13 protein-coding genes are annotated in these 15,139 nt (G+C 64.1%); 12 read left to right on the forward strand and 1 reads right to left on the reverse strand.

Annotated features, from left to right (window positions below; all coding sequences use genetic code 11):
• Positions 1-13: 13 nt before the first annotated feature.
• Together X727_RS142225 and X727_RS1000000165700 are read left to right on the forward strand one after the other, a co-directional pair.
• Positions 14-1,501 carry an FGGY family carbohydrate kinase gene (locus X727_RS142225; protein WP_023834833.1) on the forward strand — a complete coding sequence of 496 codons (1,488 nt, stop codon included), beginning with the start codon at positions 14-16 and terminating at the stop codon, positions 1,499-1,501.
• Positions 1,502-1,598: 97 nt separating this feature from the next.
• Positions 1,599-2,192, forward strand: a complete 594-nt coding sequence (locus tag X727_RS1000000165700) for a hypothetical protein (RefSeq protein ID WP_031204575.1) — start codon at positions 1,599-1,601, stop codon at positions 2,190-2,192.
• Between the two features lie 17 nt (positions 2,193-2,209).
• Here the strand turns inward: X727_RS1000000165700 and X727_RS142220 are convergent, their stop codons facing one another.
• Positions 2,210-3,172: a sugar-binding transcriptional regulator gene (locus X727_RS142220; protein ID WP_023668527.1), complete on the reverse strand. Its 963-nt coding sequence runs from the start codon at positions 3,170-3,172 to the stop codon at positions 2,210-2,212.
• Positions 3,173-3,508: 336 nt separating this feature from the next.
• Between X727_RS142220 and X727_RS142215 the strand changes: the two genes are divergently transcribed.
• The 10 genes from X727_RS142215 (at position 3,509) to X727_RS1000000165710 (ending at position 15,136) form a co-directional block, all read left to right on the forward strand.
• A complete protein-coding gene (locus X727_RS142215) occupies positions 3,509-4,441 on the forward strand; it encodes an ABC transporter permease (protein ID WP_245260056.1) in 933 nt (310 codons plus the stop codon).
• 129 nt (positions 4,442-4,570) lie between these two features.
• Positions 4,571-5,509 (forward strand): sugar ABC transporter substrate-binding protein, encoded by a 939-nt coding sequence (locus X727_RS142210; RefSeq protein WP_023684414.1) that lies wholly within the window; start codon positions 4,571-4,573, stop codon positions 5,507-5,509.
• Positions 5,510-5,538: 29 nt separating this feature from the next.
• Positions 5,539-7,047 (forward strand): sugar ABC transporter ATP-binding protein, encoded by a 1,509-nt coding sequence (locus tag X727_RS142205; protein ID WP_023752582.1) that lies wholly within the window; start codon positions 5,539-5,541, stop codon positions 7,045-7,047.
• A 106-nt stretch (positions 7,048-7,153) separates the two neighbouring features.
• Positions 7,154-7,918: an SDR family oxidoreductase gene (locus X727_RS142200; RefSeq protein WP_023752581.1), complete on the forward strand. Its 765-nt coding sequence runs from the start codon at positions 7,154-7,156 to the stop codon at positions 7,916-7,918.
• A 9-nt stretch (positions 7,919-7,927) separates the two neighbouring features.
• Positions 7,928-8,713, forward strand: a complete 786-nt coding sequence (locus X727_RS142195) for an SDR family oxidoreductase (protein ID WP_023834835.1) — start codon at positions 7,928-7,930, stop codon at positions 8,711-8,713.
• Positions 8,714-9,135: 422 nt separating this feature from the next.
• A complete protein-coding gene (locus tag X727_RS142190; protein ID WP_023732157.1) occupies positions 9,136-10,110 on the forward strand; it encodes an ABC transporter substrate-binding protein in 975 nt (324 codons plus the stop codon).
• 70 nt (positions 10,111-10,180) lie between these two features.
• Positions 10,181-11,260 (forward strand): glycine betaine/L-proline ABC transporter ATP-binding protein, encoded by a 1,080-nt coding sequence (locus tag X727_RS142185; protein ID WP_023825995.1) that lies wholly within the window; start codon positions 10,181-10,183, stop codon positions 11,258-11,260.
• Positions 11,257-13,236 (forward strand): ABC transporter permease subunit, encoded by a 1,980-nt coding sequence (locus X727_RS142180; protein WP_023834836.1) that lies wholly within the window; start codon positions 11,257-11,259, stop codon positions 13,234-13,236. Before X727_RS142185 ends, X727_RS142180 begins: the two co-directional genes overlap by 4 nt.
• 7 nt (positions 13,237-13,243) lie before the next feature.
• Entirely contained in the window at positions 13,244-14,044 is an 801-nt protein-coding gene (locus tag X727_RS1000000165705; RefSeq protein ID WP_023825993.1) for a hypothetical protein, read from the forward strand.
• A gap of 297 nt (positions 14,045-14,341) precedes the next feature.
• Positions 14,342-15,136, forward strand: coding sequence for a hypothetical protein (locus X727_RS1000000165710; RefSeq protein WP_023825992.1), 795 nt, complete (start codon positions 14,342-14,344; stop codon positions 15,134-15,136).
• Positions 15,137-15,139 lie beyond the last annotated feature (3 nt).

A 15,139-nucleotide genomic window follows, 5' to 3' on the forward strand; every position in this document is an offset into this window, starting at 1 on the left:
GGATCTCCCTGTGATGGACGATGTCGTTATCGGGATCGATGCCTCGACGACGGCGGTGAAGGCGATCGCCTTCACCGGCGACGGCGCGGAGCTGTTCCAGGCGCGCGAGGCCTATCCGCTGGCCAATCCTAAGCCCGGCCATTTCGAGCAGGATGCCGAACATTGGTGGGCAGCCCTTATCAGTGCGCTGAAGCAGGTTGCCGACAAGGTCGGCGCCGCGCGCGTGGCGGCAATTGCCATGGCCCATCAGCGCGAGACCTTCACCCTGATCGATCAGGCCGGCACGCCGCTCATCCCGGCGATCCTGTGGCTTGACGAGCGCGCCCGGCCTCAAGTCGCCAGGCTGTCGGCCGAGCTTGGCCGCGAGACGATCCGCGACTGGAGCGGCAAGCCGCCGGATCCGACGCCGGCGCTCTATGCCATCGCCTGGCTGGCCGAACACCAGCCGCAGGTGCTGGCCAACGCCGCCGCCCTGGTCGATGTTCATGGCTTCTTCGTTCACCGGCTGACCGCACGGCTGGTTACCAGCACGGCAAGTGCCGACCCGCTCGGCTTGCTCGATGTCGCGACAGGCGAATGGCACCCTGAGCTTGTCGCGGCTGCAGGGCTGCAGCCACGGCAGTTGCCGGCGCTGATCGGCCCAGGCGAAATCTGCGGCGGCCTTGCCGAAAGCATTGCCCAGCTGACTGGCCTCAAAGCGGGCACGCCAATTGTCGCCGGCGCCGGCGATGGCCAGGCCATGGGTCTCGGCATGGGCGTCTATGGTGCCGGCAGGAGCTATCTCTCGCTCGGCTCCGGCGTCGTCAGCGGCTGCTATTCCGGCACGGTCACCACATCGGACGCGTTTCGCACGCTGGTCTCGCCGACCGGCTCCGGCTTCATGCTGGAAACCGTGCTGCGCTCGGGCATGCAACTGGTCGACTGGATCGTGCGCACCACCGGCGCGTCTTCCGCGGCAGAACTGGAGAAGGGTGCGGTCGATGTTGCGGCCGGCGGCGACGGTCTTTTGGTCATGCCCTATTGGGCCGGCGTCATGAGCCCCTATTGGGATGGCGCGGCGCGCGGCGCCGTTGTTGGCCTGTCGCTCGACCATGAGCCCAGGCATCTCTTCCGCGCCACGCTGGAAGGCATCGCTTTGGAGCAGGCCATCGCCAGCGAGGCGATGGAGGCCGAAAGCGGCGGCAAGCCGGGAGAGATGATTGCCGCCGGCGGCGGCACCAATTCGGCGCTGCTGATGAAGATCATGGCCAGCGTGCTGGAGCGGCCGCTGTTCGTGTCGCCGGTCAACGAGGCGGCGGCCCTTGGCGCGGCCATGCTGGCGGCTTCGGCGATCGGCTGGTTCGCCTCGGCGGAAGACGCCGCCAAGGCAATGGCGGCGGCGCCGGCCAGGCGTGTCGATCCGGATATGACGCTGGTGCCGGCTTACCGGGCGCGCAAGGCGATCTACCGCGACCTCTATCACGCGACACGCGACATCCACGCGCGGCTCGGTGCGATCTGAGTTCAAGCGCAGCTTGCCTGCGTGAGGCTCCCATGCCCAACCTGCCCAGCTTGCCGATTTTGCGTCCCGCCCGGCCAATGCTAGACTCATCGGGCTCATGAAAGCAGTATTTCACCTTGCCGCCCTGCCCTGGATTGTCGCGCTTGCGGCAGCTCCGATGACGGCGCGTGCGCAGGACGAGCCGCCCTTCGAGGTCACGCTCGACATGGACAATGACGGCAGGATGGATCGGGCCGCGATCGCAGCGGATTCCGACACCGGGCTGGCGGATCTCTCGATCTATCTGGCTGCCGGCGAAGGAAAGCTCGATCCTTCGCGCAAGCCTGACTTTGTCAAAAAGGCGCTGACACAGGACCGTGTTCTCGGGCTCGAAAGCAAGGGCAAGGGATCGCTTGTCGTCACCTCGTGCTTCGGCTGCGGCGCCAACAAATCATGGGATGCGACGCTGACCATCGTCTGGCGCGGCGGTAAACTCCTTGTCGCCGGCTACAGTCGCGACTGGGACTGGAATGTGCAGAAAGCCGACGGCTCGGTCGAGACGACGCTGGGCGGCTGCGACATCAATTTTCTCACCGGCAAAGGCACCGCTTCAAAGGACCTGGACGACGGCAAACCGGTCGCGGGAAAATTCGTGCCGATCGCACTGGCCGACTGGTCGGACGACAATCGTCCGGAGCCCTGCGAATTCTGACCGACGCCGGACAGCGCTCAACGGTTGAGCAGGCCTTTGGCCGCATCTTCATCGGTAATGAGCACCGAAATCCTGGTGTTGGCGAGCGCCGCGCGCATGACGGCGACCTTCTCCTGACCGCCTGACACCAGGATGATGCTCGGAATATCGGACAGATCCTGCAGCGGATAGGCGCAGACGCGGCGGTTGACCTCATGGTCGACAGGGTGGCCCTCGGCGTCGATGAAATGGCACAAGAGGTCGCCGACCGCGCCGGCCGCCTGCAATTCCTCTAGTTCGCTCGGTTTGATGAAGCCGTAATTGGCGATCGGGCTGTCCTTGGAAAACGAGCCGACGCTGAGCACGGCGATGTTGGCGCGGCGCGCGCGGAAGACGACATCCTGAACGCTGCGCTGGCTCATGAAGGCATCGCGCTGTTCCGGCTTGTCGGCATAGACCGGCACCGGCAGCAGGAAACATTCAGCGCCGATCTTTTCGGCGAACTCCCAGGCGCTTTCGGTCGGGTTGAGCGGCTGCGCGTGGGTGAGGCCGCCGAGCATCGAGACGACCGTCGTCCTGGCGATCGGCCGCCTCGGCAATTCGTTGATGGCGAATTTCAGCGTCCGGCCCCAGCCCAGCGCAATGACGTCGCCGGCATTGACGTTGTCGGCGAGATAGGCAGCGGCCGCGTGGCCGATCATCAGCGGCGCGTTGCTGCGGTCGGCGGCCGACGGCACCACGACCGCCTGGCTTAGCCCGAAGCGCTGCTTCAGGCTCTCCTCGAGCTGCACGCATTCGACGACACTGTCGCGAATGCGGAACTGCACGATGCCCTCCTCGCGGGCAGCGGAGAGAATGCGGTGCACCTTGATGCGGCCGACGCCGAGGATCTCGGAGATGCGCTCCTGCGTCAGACCCTCGACATAGTAGTGCCAGGCGGCGCGGGCCTTGAGCTCGGCATCGGGGAAGCGCGAAGCCTTCTCATTTTCGACGGTCGCCATCTTTTGCCCTCCCGCGGCAGATTTCGGAAATCTTTTCCGCAGGCGCCGCCGCCTGGCCTTCCCTAGGACAAACCGCCCTGTGGCGCAAACCGTCGCCGAATGGCGCAACGGCTCTTGACAATTTTCTAATGAACAGTTTAGCTGAACAAAATTGTATATCAAAGATAAATTGTTCACAGGGAGGTGCCTGGTGAACAAGAGCGGACGGCAGGCCATCGCCGTTTCGCTGACGGAGGAGACGAAGTGGCCGTGAGTAATGATGCAAGCGAGTCGAAGGCTGGCGAGTTGAAAGCCGCGCCCGGCACTCAAGGTGCGACGGCCGCGAAGCTTTCGGCACTGTTTGCCGGAACCATGGGGCCGCTGATCGGGCTGCTGCTGCTTTGCCTGGCGCTGACGTTGACCACCGACACGTTCCTCACCGTGCGCAACATCCTCAACGTGCTCGACCAGATCACGGTGCTCGGCATCATGGCAATCGGCATGACGCTGGTGATCCTGATCGGCGGCATCGATCTCTCGGTCGGCTCGGTGCTGGCGCTGGCCGCCATGGTGATGGGCTTTGTCTCCCATCCCGACTATCTCAATCTCGGCCTTGCGGCCGGCGTCGTTGCAGCACTGGTCGTCGCCGGCCTTTGCGGACTGGTGTCCGGCCTGCTGGTGACCGTCACCCGGCTGCCGCCGTTCATCGCGACGCTGGCGATGATGTCGGTGGCGCGCGGCCTTGCCAACATGATCACCGACGGCTCGCAGATCGTCGGCTTTCCCGACTGGTTCACCAGCCTGTCGATCATCCGCCATTTCGGCTTCCTGTCGGTCACAGTCGGGGTGATGATGGTGCTGGCGATCGTCTTCGCCATCTTCCTCAACTACCGCGCCACCGGCCGCAGCCTTTACGCCATCGGCGGCAGCGCCGAGGTGGCGCGGCTCTCCGGCATTCCGGTGAAGTCGCTGACCAACTGGGTCTATGCCATCTGCGGCGTGCTTGCGGGTCTTGCAGGCATTGTGCTTGCCGCGCGGCTGGATTCGGTGCAGCCGAGTTCCGGCCTCGGCTATGAGCTCGACACCATCGCGGCGGTGGTGATCGGCGGCGCCAGCCTCTCGGGCGGCGTCGGCTCGATCGGCGGCACAGCGGTCGGCGTGCTCATCATCGGCGTGCTGCGCAACGGCCTCAATCTGCTCGGCGTCTCGCCCTTCATCCAGCAGGTGGTGATCGGCGTGGTGATCGCGCTGGCCGTCGCCAGCGACACCTGGCGGCGCAGGGCGCGATAGAGAGCGGGGCACAATTGAGAATTCGCCCGGAACGTCCGGGCGATAGACGGATCGGTCGATCCGAAACTGGGATGTTCCAAGGGGCGCGATGCGCTGGCGGGACAGTTTGACTATCAACGGAGGAAACATATGCTCACCAAACGTTCACTGCTGCTCGCCGCTGCCGCAATCATTCCCCTGCTCGGCCTGACCGACATGGCCTCGGCCAAGGAGGCCAAGAAACTCGGCCTCGCGGTGGCCAATTTGCAGGCCGACTTCTTCAACCAGATCAAGCAGTCGGTCGAAGCCTACGGCAAGGAGAAGGGCATCGAGATCGTCACCGTCGACGCCAAGGGCGATTCGGCAACGCAGGTCAGCCAGGTACAGGATTTGATCACGCAGAACATCGACGCGCTGATCTACATTCCGGCCGGCGCCACAGCCGCCACCGTGCCGACCAAGACCGCCAAGGCCGCCGGCATTCCGGTGGTCAATGTCGACCGCAACGCAGACGGCGCGCCCGGCGACACCTTCATCGCCACCAACAGCGTCGCCTCGGCGCAGGCGGTGTGCGACTACATCGCCAAGCAGGCCGGCGGCAAAGGCGAACTGATCATCATCCACGGCCAGAAGGGCACCACGCCGGAAGTGGATCGCTCGAAGGGCTGCGGCGAAGCGCTCAAGGCCTATCCCGATATCAAGGTGGTCGGCGAATTGTGGAGCGAAGGCTGGCACCAGGACGAAGGCTTCAAGCTGACGCAGGACCTGCTGCAGTCGCATCCCGATGTCTCCATCGTCATCGGCCAGGCCGATGCGCTGGCGCTGGGTGCGGCACAGGCGGTCAAGGTCGCCAATCCCGGCCACAAGGTCTGGGTTGCCGGCTTCGATGGCGACGTGGCCGCACTCAAGGCGCTGAAGGACGGCGTGTTCGACGTCACCGCGACGCAGCAGACGCAAGGCATGGGCCGTCTCGCCGTCGATGCGGCGATCAAGCTGGTGGCCGGCGAAAGCGTTCCGGCCGAGCAGCTGCAGGATGCGACGCTGACCACCAAGGACAATGTCGAGCAGTTCATCGCCAAGCATCCGTAACGAACGGCACCGCTTAAGAGAGCACCACGATGTCTCCTGATCCTCGCCACAGCGAAAGCCCGCACAACGGGCTCTTCGTCAACGGCCTTTGCAAGAGCTACGGACCGGTCCAGGTCCTGGCCGATGCAAGCTTTGAGGTGCGGCCGGGCGAGGTCGTGGCGCTGCTCGGCGAAAACGGCGCCGGCAAGTCGACGGTGTCCAACATCATCGCCGGCTCGACCCGGCCCGACGCGGGCACCATCATCTGGCGGGGGAAGCCCTATTCCCCCGCCTCGCCTGCCGCGGCAATCGATGCCGGCGTCGGCATGATCCACCAGGAACTGAAGCTGCTGCCGGATCTGTCGGTGGCGGAGAACGTCTATGTCGGGCGCCTGCCGATGCGCGGCGGCCGCATCGACCGCGCCGAGATGAACGCCAGGGCCTCGGCGCAGTTGAAGCGGCTTGGCCTCGACGTCTCGCCCGAGCGCAATGTGGGCACGCTGCGCATCGCCGCCCAGCAGCAGGTCGAGATCGCCAAGGCCCTGACGCTGAATGCCGAATTGCTGATCTTCGACGAACCGACCGCAGCGCTCGGCGGCGAGGAAACGGAGCTTTTGTTCCAGCAGATCCGCAAGCTCAAGGCGGAAGGCATGTCCTTCATCTATATCAGCCATCGTCTCGACGAGATCGCGCAGATTGCCGACCGCGTGGTGGTGATGCGCGACGGACGCATCGTCGCCCGCCACGAGCGCGCCGATATTCCCGTGCGCACCGTGGTGGAGCAGATGGTCGGCCGCTCGGTCGAGCGGATGTTCCCGCACTTGACGCCGCCGCGCGAGGAAACACTGCTCGAGGTCGACAACCTGTCTTCGCCGGAGAAGAGTTTCAACAACGTCTCCTTCTCGGTCAAAGCAGGCGAGATCCTCGGCATTGCCGGGCTGATCGGCGCCGGCCGCACCGAACTGGTGCGGGCGATCGCCGGCGCCGATCCGATCTCGTCGGGCTCGGTGCGCGTTGCCGGCAAACCGGTGCATCTCAGCGGGCCGGCGGCAGCCATCAAGGCCGGCGTCGTGCTGGTGCCGGAAGACCGCAAGGCGCAAGGCGTCGTGCTCGACCAGACCATCGGCGAGAATTTGGCGTTCGGCAATTTCGACCATGTCGCGCCGAAAGGCTGGGTGTTTCCGAAAGCGGTGCAGAAATTCGCCGAAGCCGGCATCGCAAGGCTCGGGGTCAAGGGCAAACCTGGCCAGGCGGTCAGCAAGCTTTCCGGCGGCAACCAGCAGAAGGTGATCATCGCCAAATGGGTGTCGCGACCGCCGAAGGTGTTCATCCTCGATGAGCCGACGCGCGGCATCGATGTCGGTGCGCGCGCAGCGATCTACGACGTCATCGCCGACCTCGCCCGCTCCGGTATGGCGGTGGTGGTGGTCAGCTCCGACCTCGAGGAGGTGCTGGGGCTGTCGCACCGGGTGCTGGTGCTGAGCCGCGGCCGCCAGCGCGGCATTCTCGACCGCAGCGAGGCGAGCAATGTCGCGGTGATGGAACTCGCCACGAGCTGAGGACAGGAGTCGGAACAAAGCGCAGCAGGTGGTATCCTCCCAAGGACCGGACCGCGCGGGGCGCCAGCAAAAACTGGCGCCCCTTCATTTCAGGAGGGGGAACAACATGAAACTATTCGATCTCAGCGGCGACGTAGCGCTGGTAACAGGCGCCGGCAGCGGCATTGGCCAGGCCATTGCCATCGGGCTCGCCGAAGCCGGCGCCGACATAGCCTGTTTCGGCCACACCTCCAAGGGCGGGCTGGACGAGACGGCGCACAAGATTTCGGCACTTGGCCGCAAGGCGCTGGTGCTGACCGGAACGGTGACGTCGGAGGCCGATCTCGCGTCAGCGATCGAGCGCACCGAGAACGAACTCGGCGCGTTGACCATCGCCGTCAACAATGCCGGCATCGCCGGGGCCGAGCCGGCCGAGACGCTGCCGCTGGAAAAATGGCAGAATATCTACGACGTGAATGTCAGCGGCGTGTTCCTGTCCTGCCAGGCCGAGGCGCGCGCCATGCTGACGCGGCGCAAGGGCTCGATCATCAACATCGCCTCCATGTCGGGTTCGATCGTCAATCGCGGCCTGACCCAGGCGCATTACAATTCGTCGAAGGCGGCGGTCATCCACATGTCGAAAAGCCTCGCCATGGAATGGGCCGATCGCGGCCTGCGCGTCAATGTGGTGAGCCCAGGCTACACGCTGACGCCGATGAACAAGCGGCCGGAGGTCGCCGAACAGATCAAGATCTTCGAACGCGACACGCCCATGGGGCGCATGGCGACGCCGGAAGAGATGGTCGGCCCGACCGTGTTCCTGGCCAGCCGCGCCGCGAGTTACGTCACCGGCATCGACCTGATCGTCGATGGCGGTTTTGTCTGCTGGTAAGGAGAAAAGATGCAGAAGCGTTTTGAAGGCAAGACTGCGGTCATCACCGGCGCGAGCGGTGGCATCGGCGCGGCGATGGCGAAGCGCTTCGCCGAGGAAGGTGCCGCGATCGTGGTCAGCGCCATCGATGCCCGCGTCGAGGACGTCGCCGCCGGCCTGAAAGCAGCGGGCGCCAAGGTCGCGTCGATGCGCATGGACGTGACCAGGAAGGATGAGGTTACAGCGCTTTACGATCTCGCCGAGAAGGAATTCGGCCGTGTCGACATTTCGGTGCAGAATGCCGGCGTCATCACCATCGCCCGGATCGAGGCGATGACCGAGGCCGAGTGGGACAAGGTGATGGCCGTCAACACCAAGGGCGTGTTCCTGTGCTGTCAGGAAGCGATCGCCCGCATCCGCAAGCATGGCGATGGCGGCCGGCTGATCAACACGGCGTCGGGCCAGGCGCGGCAGGGTTTCATCTACACGCCGCACTATGCGGCGTCGAAGTTCGGCGTCGTCGGCATCACCCAGAGCCTGGCCAAGGAAGTAGCCAAGGAAAAGATCACCGTCAACGCGATTTGCCCCGGCATTATCGACACTGACATGTGGGCTTACAACGACGCCGCCTGGGGCAAGCTGATGGGTGACTACAAGCCCGGCGAGCTGATGGCCGAATGGGTGAAGAACATCCCGATGGGCCGCGCCGGCAGCGGCGAGGACGTGTCCGGCCTGGTCAGCTTTCTCGCCAGCGACGACGCCACCTACATCACCGGCCAAACCATCAATGTCGATGGCGGCCTGATCATGTCGTGAATCAGCTCTGGCGGTTGGCAATCGACCAGTCTGAAATTCCGCAGTGCACAGGGCATCAGCCGTTGCGCCGCATGAACGTTGGTATATATAATTTCATCCCATGAACGGCCTTGGCGAGGACGGGGCTCGCCGGCCGAGATCATGGGACCTTGATGGCTCGCACGTCTGAGAGCGCCGCTGGAGCGGCGATCGATCTGTTGACGATTGCTCACGCAGCAATCCATCCGATGCCATGACGCGGGCCCGCCCGGCATCACATAAACACCAAGTCGAGCAACCATTTCGCCTGCGCAAGTTGCGGCCGCGGCACTGGCTTGGTGCGAACGAGCTTGCGTAACGACCCGCCTTTCCAACACAATCAAGAAAAGACGCAAGAAGGGAACGATCAAGAAATTTCCACATGGTTTGACAGGAGAACAAGCATGTCATTTCGCAGTGTGATTTCGAACCTATCAATGGGAGCCTTGGCGCTTGCCACCGCAAGTGCGCTTACATCACCGGTCCACGCAGCAGCACCTGAATCCAACGACCCGATCAAGATCGCGCTGTTCGACTGGACCAGCGTCAACCTCAACGCCAAGATCCTTGGCGGTATCCTCGAAAAGCTCGGCTATACCGTCGAATATCCGACCGCCGACTACCTCTCCAGCCTGACCACCGGTCTCACCAATGGCGACCTCGATGTCGGCCTGGAGTTCTGGGACACGACGGCCGGCGAGGCGATGAAGGCTTCAGACGCCACCGGCCAGACCGAGCGGCTGGGCAAGCTCGGGCCGAAGGCCAAGGAGGAATGGTGGTTTCCCGAATATATGAAGGAGAAATGCCCCGGCCTGCCCAATTGGGAAGCGCTGAAGGACCCGAAATGCGCCGAGGCGTTCTCGACAGCGGAGACGGCGCCGAAGGGCCGCTATCTCGGCGGCCCGGTAACCTGGGAGGGTTTTGACGACGAGCGCGTCGAGGCGCTGAAGCTGCCCTTCACCGTCATCCATGCCGGCACCGACGCGGCGATGTTCGCCGAACTGGACTCGGCCTATCAGCGCAAGGCGCCGATCATGCTGTGGATCTATTCGCCGCACTGGGCGCCGGCCAAGTACAAGGGCGAGTGGGTTGAATTCCCGGAGTATACGCCCGAATGCTACACCGATCCGAAATGGGGCACCAACCCGGATGCCAAATACGATTGCGGCAAGCCGCATGGCGAGATCTGGAAATACTCCTGGTCCGGCATGAAGGACAAATGGCCGGTCGCCTACAAGGTGGCCAAGGCCTACACGATCGACACCGATGAGCTCAACAAGATGAGCGGCGAGATCGACCTCGGCGGCAAGACGCCGGAAGACGTCGCGGCCGCCTGGATCGCCGCTCATGAAGCCGACTGGAAAGCCTGGGCGCAGTGATCGCCTGACTGGAAGCCAGACCCGGCCCTGGCGGCCGGGTCTTATCTCCATTTTCCAGAAGGACCATTGGATGACGGAAGCGACTGAACCGCAGGCGGCTGGCACGCCGGAGGATGCGCGGCCGATAAAGCTTGCCTGCCGTAATGTCTGGAAACTGTTCGGATCGAACGCGGCCAGCTTCATCCGCGAGCGTAACGGCAAGGCCAGCATCGACGATGTCGCTGCCGCCGGACTGGTGGGTGCGGTGCGCGCCGTCGATCTCGAAATACGCCAGGGCGAGATCTTCATCATCATGGGGCTGTCCGGCTCCGGCAAGTCGACGCTGGTGCGCTGCATGTCGCGGCTGGTCGAGCCGACCCACGGCAAGGTCGAATTCGAAGGCAACGACCTGCTCAAGATTTCCGATGCGGCGCTGATCGAACTGCGGCGTCATCGCATGGGTATGGTGTTCCAGAATTTTGCGCTGCTGCCGCATCTTAACGTGCTCGACAACATTGCCTTTCCCCTGAGCATCCAGGGCCAGGACCGACCGACGCGCGAAACGAGAGCGCGGGAGGTGATCGATCTCGTGGGCTTACGCGGCCGCGAGCATTTCTATCCGCGCGAACTCTCCGGCGGCCAGCAGCAGCGCGTCGGCATTGCCCGCAGCCTCGCGACCAAGCCGGAGATCTGGTTCCTCGACGAGCCGTTCTCGGCGCTCGACCCGCTGATCCGCCGCGAGATGCAGGACGAACTGATGCGGCTGCAGACCATGCTGCACAAGACCATCGTCTTCATCACCCATGATTTCGACGAGGCGATAAGGCTTGCCGACCGCATCGCCATCATGAAGGATGGAGAGGTCATCCAGACCGGCACGCCGGAACAGCTGGTTGTCAACCCGGCGACCGACTATGTCGCCGAATTCACCCGCGATGTCGACCGCGCCAAGGTGATTTCGGCGCGCAGCCTGATGCGTGCCTGCGATGGCGCCGAGCACGGCGGCACGGTTTTGCCCGACGCCAAGATCGCCAGCTTCTCGGCCAGCATTGTCGCGTCGGGTAAGCCCTTCGCCGTGGTCAACGGCAGCGGCAGGCCGATCGGCGAGGTGACGCCGCAATCGGTGATCGAGTTGCTGGCCGGTATCGAGCATACGAGAGCCGGCGCATGACGGTGACGGCAAGCGCCAGCCAAACGAGGCCACCGGTTCAGCGCTGGCTGCTGGTCTGGGCGCTGGCGCTGGCCGCCGTGCTGGTGGTGTTTCTGCTGCAGGACAGACTGCCCTGGGCCGTCAACTATCCGGCCGATGCGGTCGTTCCCGTCGCCGACTGGGTCAGTGCGCTGATGCGCTGGATCAAGCCGAACTTGTCCTGGCTGACCCGCTCGATCACCGCGGTGCTCGGCGTTCCCCTCGATTTCGCGCTCGACCTGCTGGCCAAGAATTTCAAGATTGGTCACGGCGCCGATGCCTATTTCCTGCCGCGCCTGTCCTGGATCGGCGTCTGCGTAGCCGCCTTCATCGCCGGGCACGCCGTGGGCGGTAGAAAACTCGGCATGCTGGTCGGCGGCTGCTTCCTCTACACCGCGCTGTTCGGCCAATGGACCAGCGCCATGCTGACACTGGCACTGATTTCCATCGCGGTGCCGTTCTGCATCGTCACCGGCCTGTTCGCCGGCATCTGGGCGTGGCGCAAGCCATGGGCCGAGCGGCTGATCATCTCACCTGCCCTCGATTTGATGCAGACCATCCCGACCTTCGCCTATCTCATCCCGATGCTGCTCCTGTTCGGCAACAGCCCGGTCTCGGCGATGATCGCCACCGCCATCTTCGCCACGCCGCCGATGGTGCGGGCGACGATGCTCGGCCTGTCGCGGGTGCCGTCAGAGATCGACGATTTCTCAGAGATGGCCGGCTGCACGGCGCGGCAGAAATTGTGGCGCGTGCTGCTGCCGTCGGCGCGGCCGACACTGATGATCGGCGTCAACCAGGTGATCATGCTGGCGCTGAACATGGTGATCATCGCCTCGATGATCGGCGCCGGCGGCCTCGGCTACGACGTGCTGCTGGCGCTGCGTGCGCTGAAGGTCGGCGAAGCGATGGAAGCCGGGCTCGCCATTGTGGCGCTCGCCATCGCGCTCGACCGGCTCAGCCAGGCGATCGCGCATAAGCAGGCAAAAGGCCACGTTCAACGGCAGGCGAACCAGAGCGTTTGGCGGCGCTATCCCAATCTGTCGCAGGCCATCGCCATCTTGGTCGTGACGACGCTGCTCGGCCTGTTCGTACCGGCCTTCGCGGCGGTGCCGAAGGCGATCACCTTCACCACTGCGCCACTGTGGAAGGCGGCGGTGAGCTGGGTGACGATCAACTTCTTCGACGTGATCGAAGCGTTTCGCGTGGCGCTCATCCTCAATGTACTGAACCCGCTGCGCGCCTTCTGCGAAGGCTTTCCGTGGCTCGGCGCGGTGGCCCTGCTCGGCCTCGCCGGCTACCAGTTCGGTGGCCTGCGTCTCGCCGCCTTCGTCGCCGCGCTGACCGCCTTCTGCGCCGTCACCGGCCTGTGGGAAAAGACCATGGCGACGGTTTATCTCTGCGGCATCTCGGCCTTCATCGCTTGCCTGATCGGCATCCCGATTGGCCTGATGGCCGCGCGCAGCGACCGCTTCGAAAAGATCGTCACGCCCATCATCGACACGCTGCAGGTGCTGCCGTCCTTCTGCTTCATCATTCCTGTGGTGATGCTGTTCCGGGTCGGCGACGTCACCGCCATGATCGCCACGGTCGCCTTCGCCGTGGTGCCGGCGATCCGCTACACCAATCACGGCATCCGGCAAGTGCCACCGGCGCTGATCGAGGCGGCGAAGGTTTCCGGCTGCACGCCGCGCCAGACCTTCTTTCGGGTACAATTGCCACTGGCGCTTCCCGAAATCATGCTGGGCGTCAACCAGACGATCCTGATGGCGCTGGCGATGATCATCATCTGCGCCATGGTCGGCACACGCGACCTCGGCCAGGAAGTCTTCATCGCGCTGTCCAAGGCCGATTCCGGACGCGGCATTGTCGCGGGTCTCGCCATCGCTTTCATCGGCATCGTCGCAGACCGGCTGTTCAATGCCTGGACGGCGAAGGCGCGGGCAAGACTAGGATAATTGTTGAATGTCCAATCCCGGCGAACCGCCTTTTGCCGTACTCGTCTTCGACATGGCCAAGACCGGCGAGCCGGACGGGGAGCACGTAGTTTCGGGGTTTGAGACGCTGGAGGCGGCGACGTCCTACGCCATTGCGCGGGTTCGCGCCTCGGTGGAGGAGTTGCGCAAGCCCGGCATCGCCACTGCTGAGCTTCGCCAGCTCTGGCAGCTCTATGGCGAAGACTGTTCGGTGCTGAACGCCGGAGTGCGCGGCAGCGATCTACTCGACGATTTCATTGCGACGCCGGCGACGCCAGCCGAGTGCAACTGGCAGGCGCTGGCGCCCAGGCTGCGCCGCTTCCGCGCCTCGCTGCTGATCTCCAACGGCAACAACGAATCCGTCTGGGCGGGCGGCTTCTTTCGCTCGATCTACAGGCTGACGCGAGACGGCCTCCTCGAGCGCTTTGGCGACGACGCCATTGCCGCCTTCAAAGCCAAGGGGATCGAGCCGGCGGAGCCGACGAAGCTCATGGTCGCCAATTACTTCGAGCTTCCCGACCCGCCCTACCCGCCGCCAGGCCTGACGCTGCGATCCTGGAAGGTCGAGGTCGGTTTTGTCTGCCACGACGTGAAGTTCGGTGGCGACGCCGCCGGAATCTTCGCCTGGCCGCAAGAGCCGACCGACTGGGCGCTCAGAACCATGCAGTTCCTGCTGATGGCCGACATGATGGCCATGCGCGGCGATGGCCCCGACTGGGCCAATGACTGCGAGATACTAACCGCCAAAGTGACCGAGACGGAGGCGCCTCCCGACTATCCGCTGGATTGAAGTGATGATCATCACCTGCCCCGTGGCCGGCACACGCGATCTCGGCCAGGAAGTGTTCATCGCACGGTCCAGGGTCGCGGCATTTTCGGGGGCTGGTAATAGCATGCCATCGACATCATCGCGGTCGGTCTTCGACCCCTGAGCCGCGAAAGCTCAAGCACGGCTCGGATAGAACGGTTTCGCCTCTTCTGGAGTTCGCCTCTTCTGGAAATGGCAGGCCGCGCTCCAGCTCTTGACTTTGACGCATTTTCGCGCGGAAAGCTGCTTCATCCTCGACCAGCCTGAGCTTGCTGCCGAATGCCCGATCAGCGCGAACCGCCTTTTACTGTCGTCGTCTTCGACATGGCCATGACCGGCGAGCATGTGGTTTCGGGGTTTGAGACGTTGGATGCGGCTACGTCCTACGCGATTGCTCGGGTTCGCGCCTCGGTGGAAGAGCTGCGCAAGCCCGGCATCGCAGCAGCCGAGCTCCGGCGGCACTGGCATATCCATGGTGAGGATTGCACGGTGCTGAACGCCAATGTGCGCGGCAGCGATCTGCTTGACGATTTCATCGCGACGCCGGGGACACCGGCCGAATGCGACTGGCGGGCGCTGGCGCCACGACTGCGCCGTTTCTACGCCGCTGTGAACGTCTTCAACAACGATGGCAAATCTATCCGGGTCAGCGGCTTTTTCCGCGCGACCTACCGGTTATGGCACGCTGGCCTGCTCGCACGATTTGGCGACGACGCCATCGCCTCCTTCAAAGCCAAAGGCATCACGCCGGCAGTGCCGACGAGAGTCTCGGTCGACCATCACTTCGAGCAGCCCGATCCGCCGCGCCCGCCGCTCAGCGATATCAGGCCGTTGCTGTCGTGGAAGGTCGAGATCGATTTCGGATGCACCGATGTGAGGTTCGGCGCCAAAACCGACGGCGTCTTCGCCTGGCCCGAGGAGCCGACCGGCCGGGCACTCAACGACATGACACATCTGCTGATGGCTGACAGGCTGTCTATGTACGGCACCGGCCCGGAGGGTGCCTATTATAGCGAATTGGTGTGGGTCAAGGTGACGGAGACCGATGCGGCTCCCGACTACCCTCTGAATTGAAAC

It is taken from the genome of Mesorhizobium sp. L103C105A0 (assembly GCF_000502215.1).
In the GTDB taxonomy this organism is placed as follows: Bacteria; Pseudomonadota; Alphaproteobacteria; order Rhizobiales; family Rhizobiaceae; genus Mesorhizobium.

Excerpts from the sequence above, each read along its gene's own strand:
- X727_RS142225 (WP_023834833.1), top strand. The coding sequence starts at position 14 with ATGGACGATGTCGTTATCGGGATCGATGCCTCGACGACGGCGGTGAAG.
- X727_RS1000000165700 (WP_031204575.1), top strand. The coding sequence starts at position 1,599 with ATGAAAGCAGTATTTCACCTTGCCGCCCTGCCCTGGATTGTCGCGCTT.
- X727_RS142220 (WP_023668527.1), bottom strand. The coding sequence starts at position 3,172 with ATGGCGACCGTCGAAAATGAGAAGGCTTCGCGCTTCCCCGATGCCGAG.
- X727_RS142210 (WP_023684414.1), top strand. The coding sequence starts at position 4,571 with ATGCTCACCAAACGTTCACTGCTGCTCGCCGCTGCCGCAATCATTCCC.
- X727_RS142205 (WP_023752582.1), top strand. The coding sequence starts at position 5,539 with ATGTCTCCTGATCCTCGCCACAGCGAAAGCCCGCACAACGGGCTCTTC.
- X727_RS142200 (WP_023752581.1), top strand. The coding sequence starts at position 7,154 with ATGAAACTATTCGATCTCAGCGGCGACGTAGCGCTGGTAACAGGCGCC.
- X727_RS142195 (WP_023834835.1), top strand. The coding sequence starts at position 7,928 with ATGCAGAAGCGTTTTGAAGGCAAGACTGCGGTCATCACCGGCGCGAGC.
- X727_RS142190 (WP_023732157.1), top strand. The coding sequence starts at position 9,136 with ATGTCATTTCGCAGTGTGATTTCGAACCTATCAATGGGAGCCTTGGCG.
- X727_RS142185 (WP_023825995.1), top strand. The coding sequence starts at position 10,181 with ATGACGGAAGCGACTGAACCGCAGGCGGCTGGCACGCCGGAGGATGCG.
- X727_RS142180 (WP_023834836.1), top strand. The coding sequence starts at position 11,257 with ATGACGGTGACGGCAAGCGCCAGCCAAACGAGGCCACCGGTTCAGCGC.
- X727_RS1000000165705 (WP_023825993.1), top strand. The coding sequence starts at position 13,244 with ATGTCCAATCCCGGCGAACCGCCTTTTGCCGTACTCGTCTTCGACATG.
- X727_RS1000000165710 (WP_023825992.1), top strand. The coding sequence starts at position 14,342 with ATGCCCGATCAGCGCGAACCGCCTTTTACTGTCGTCGTCTTCGACATG.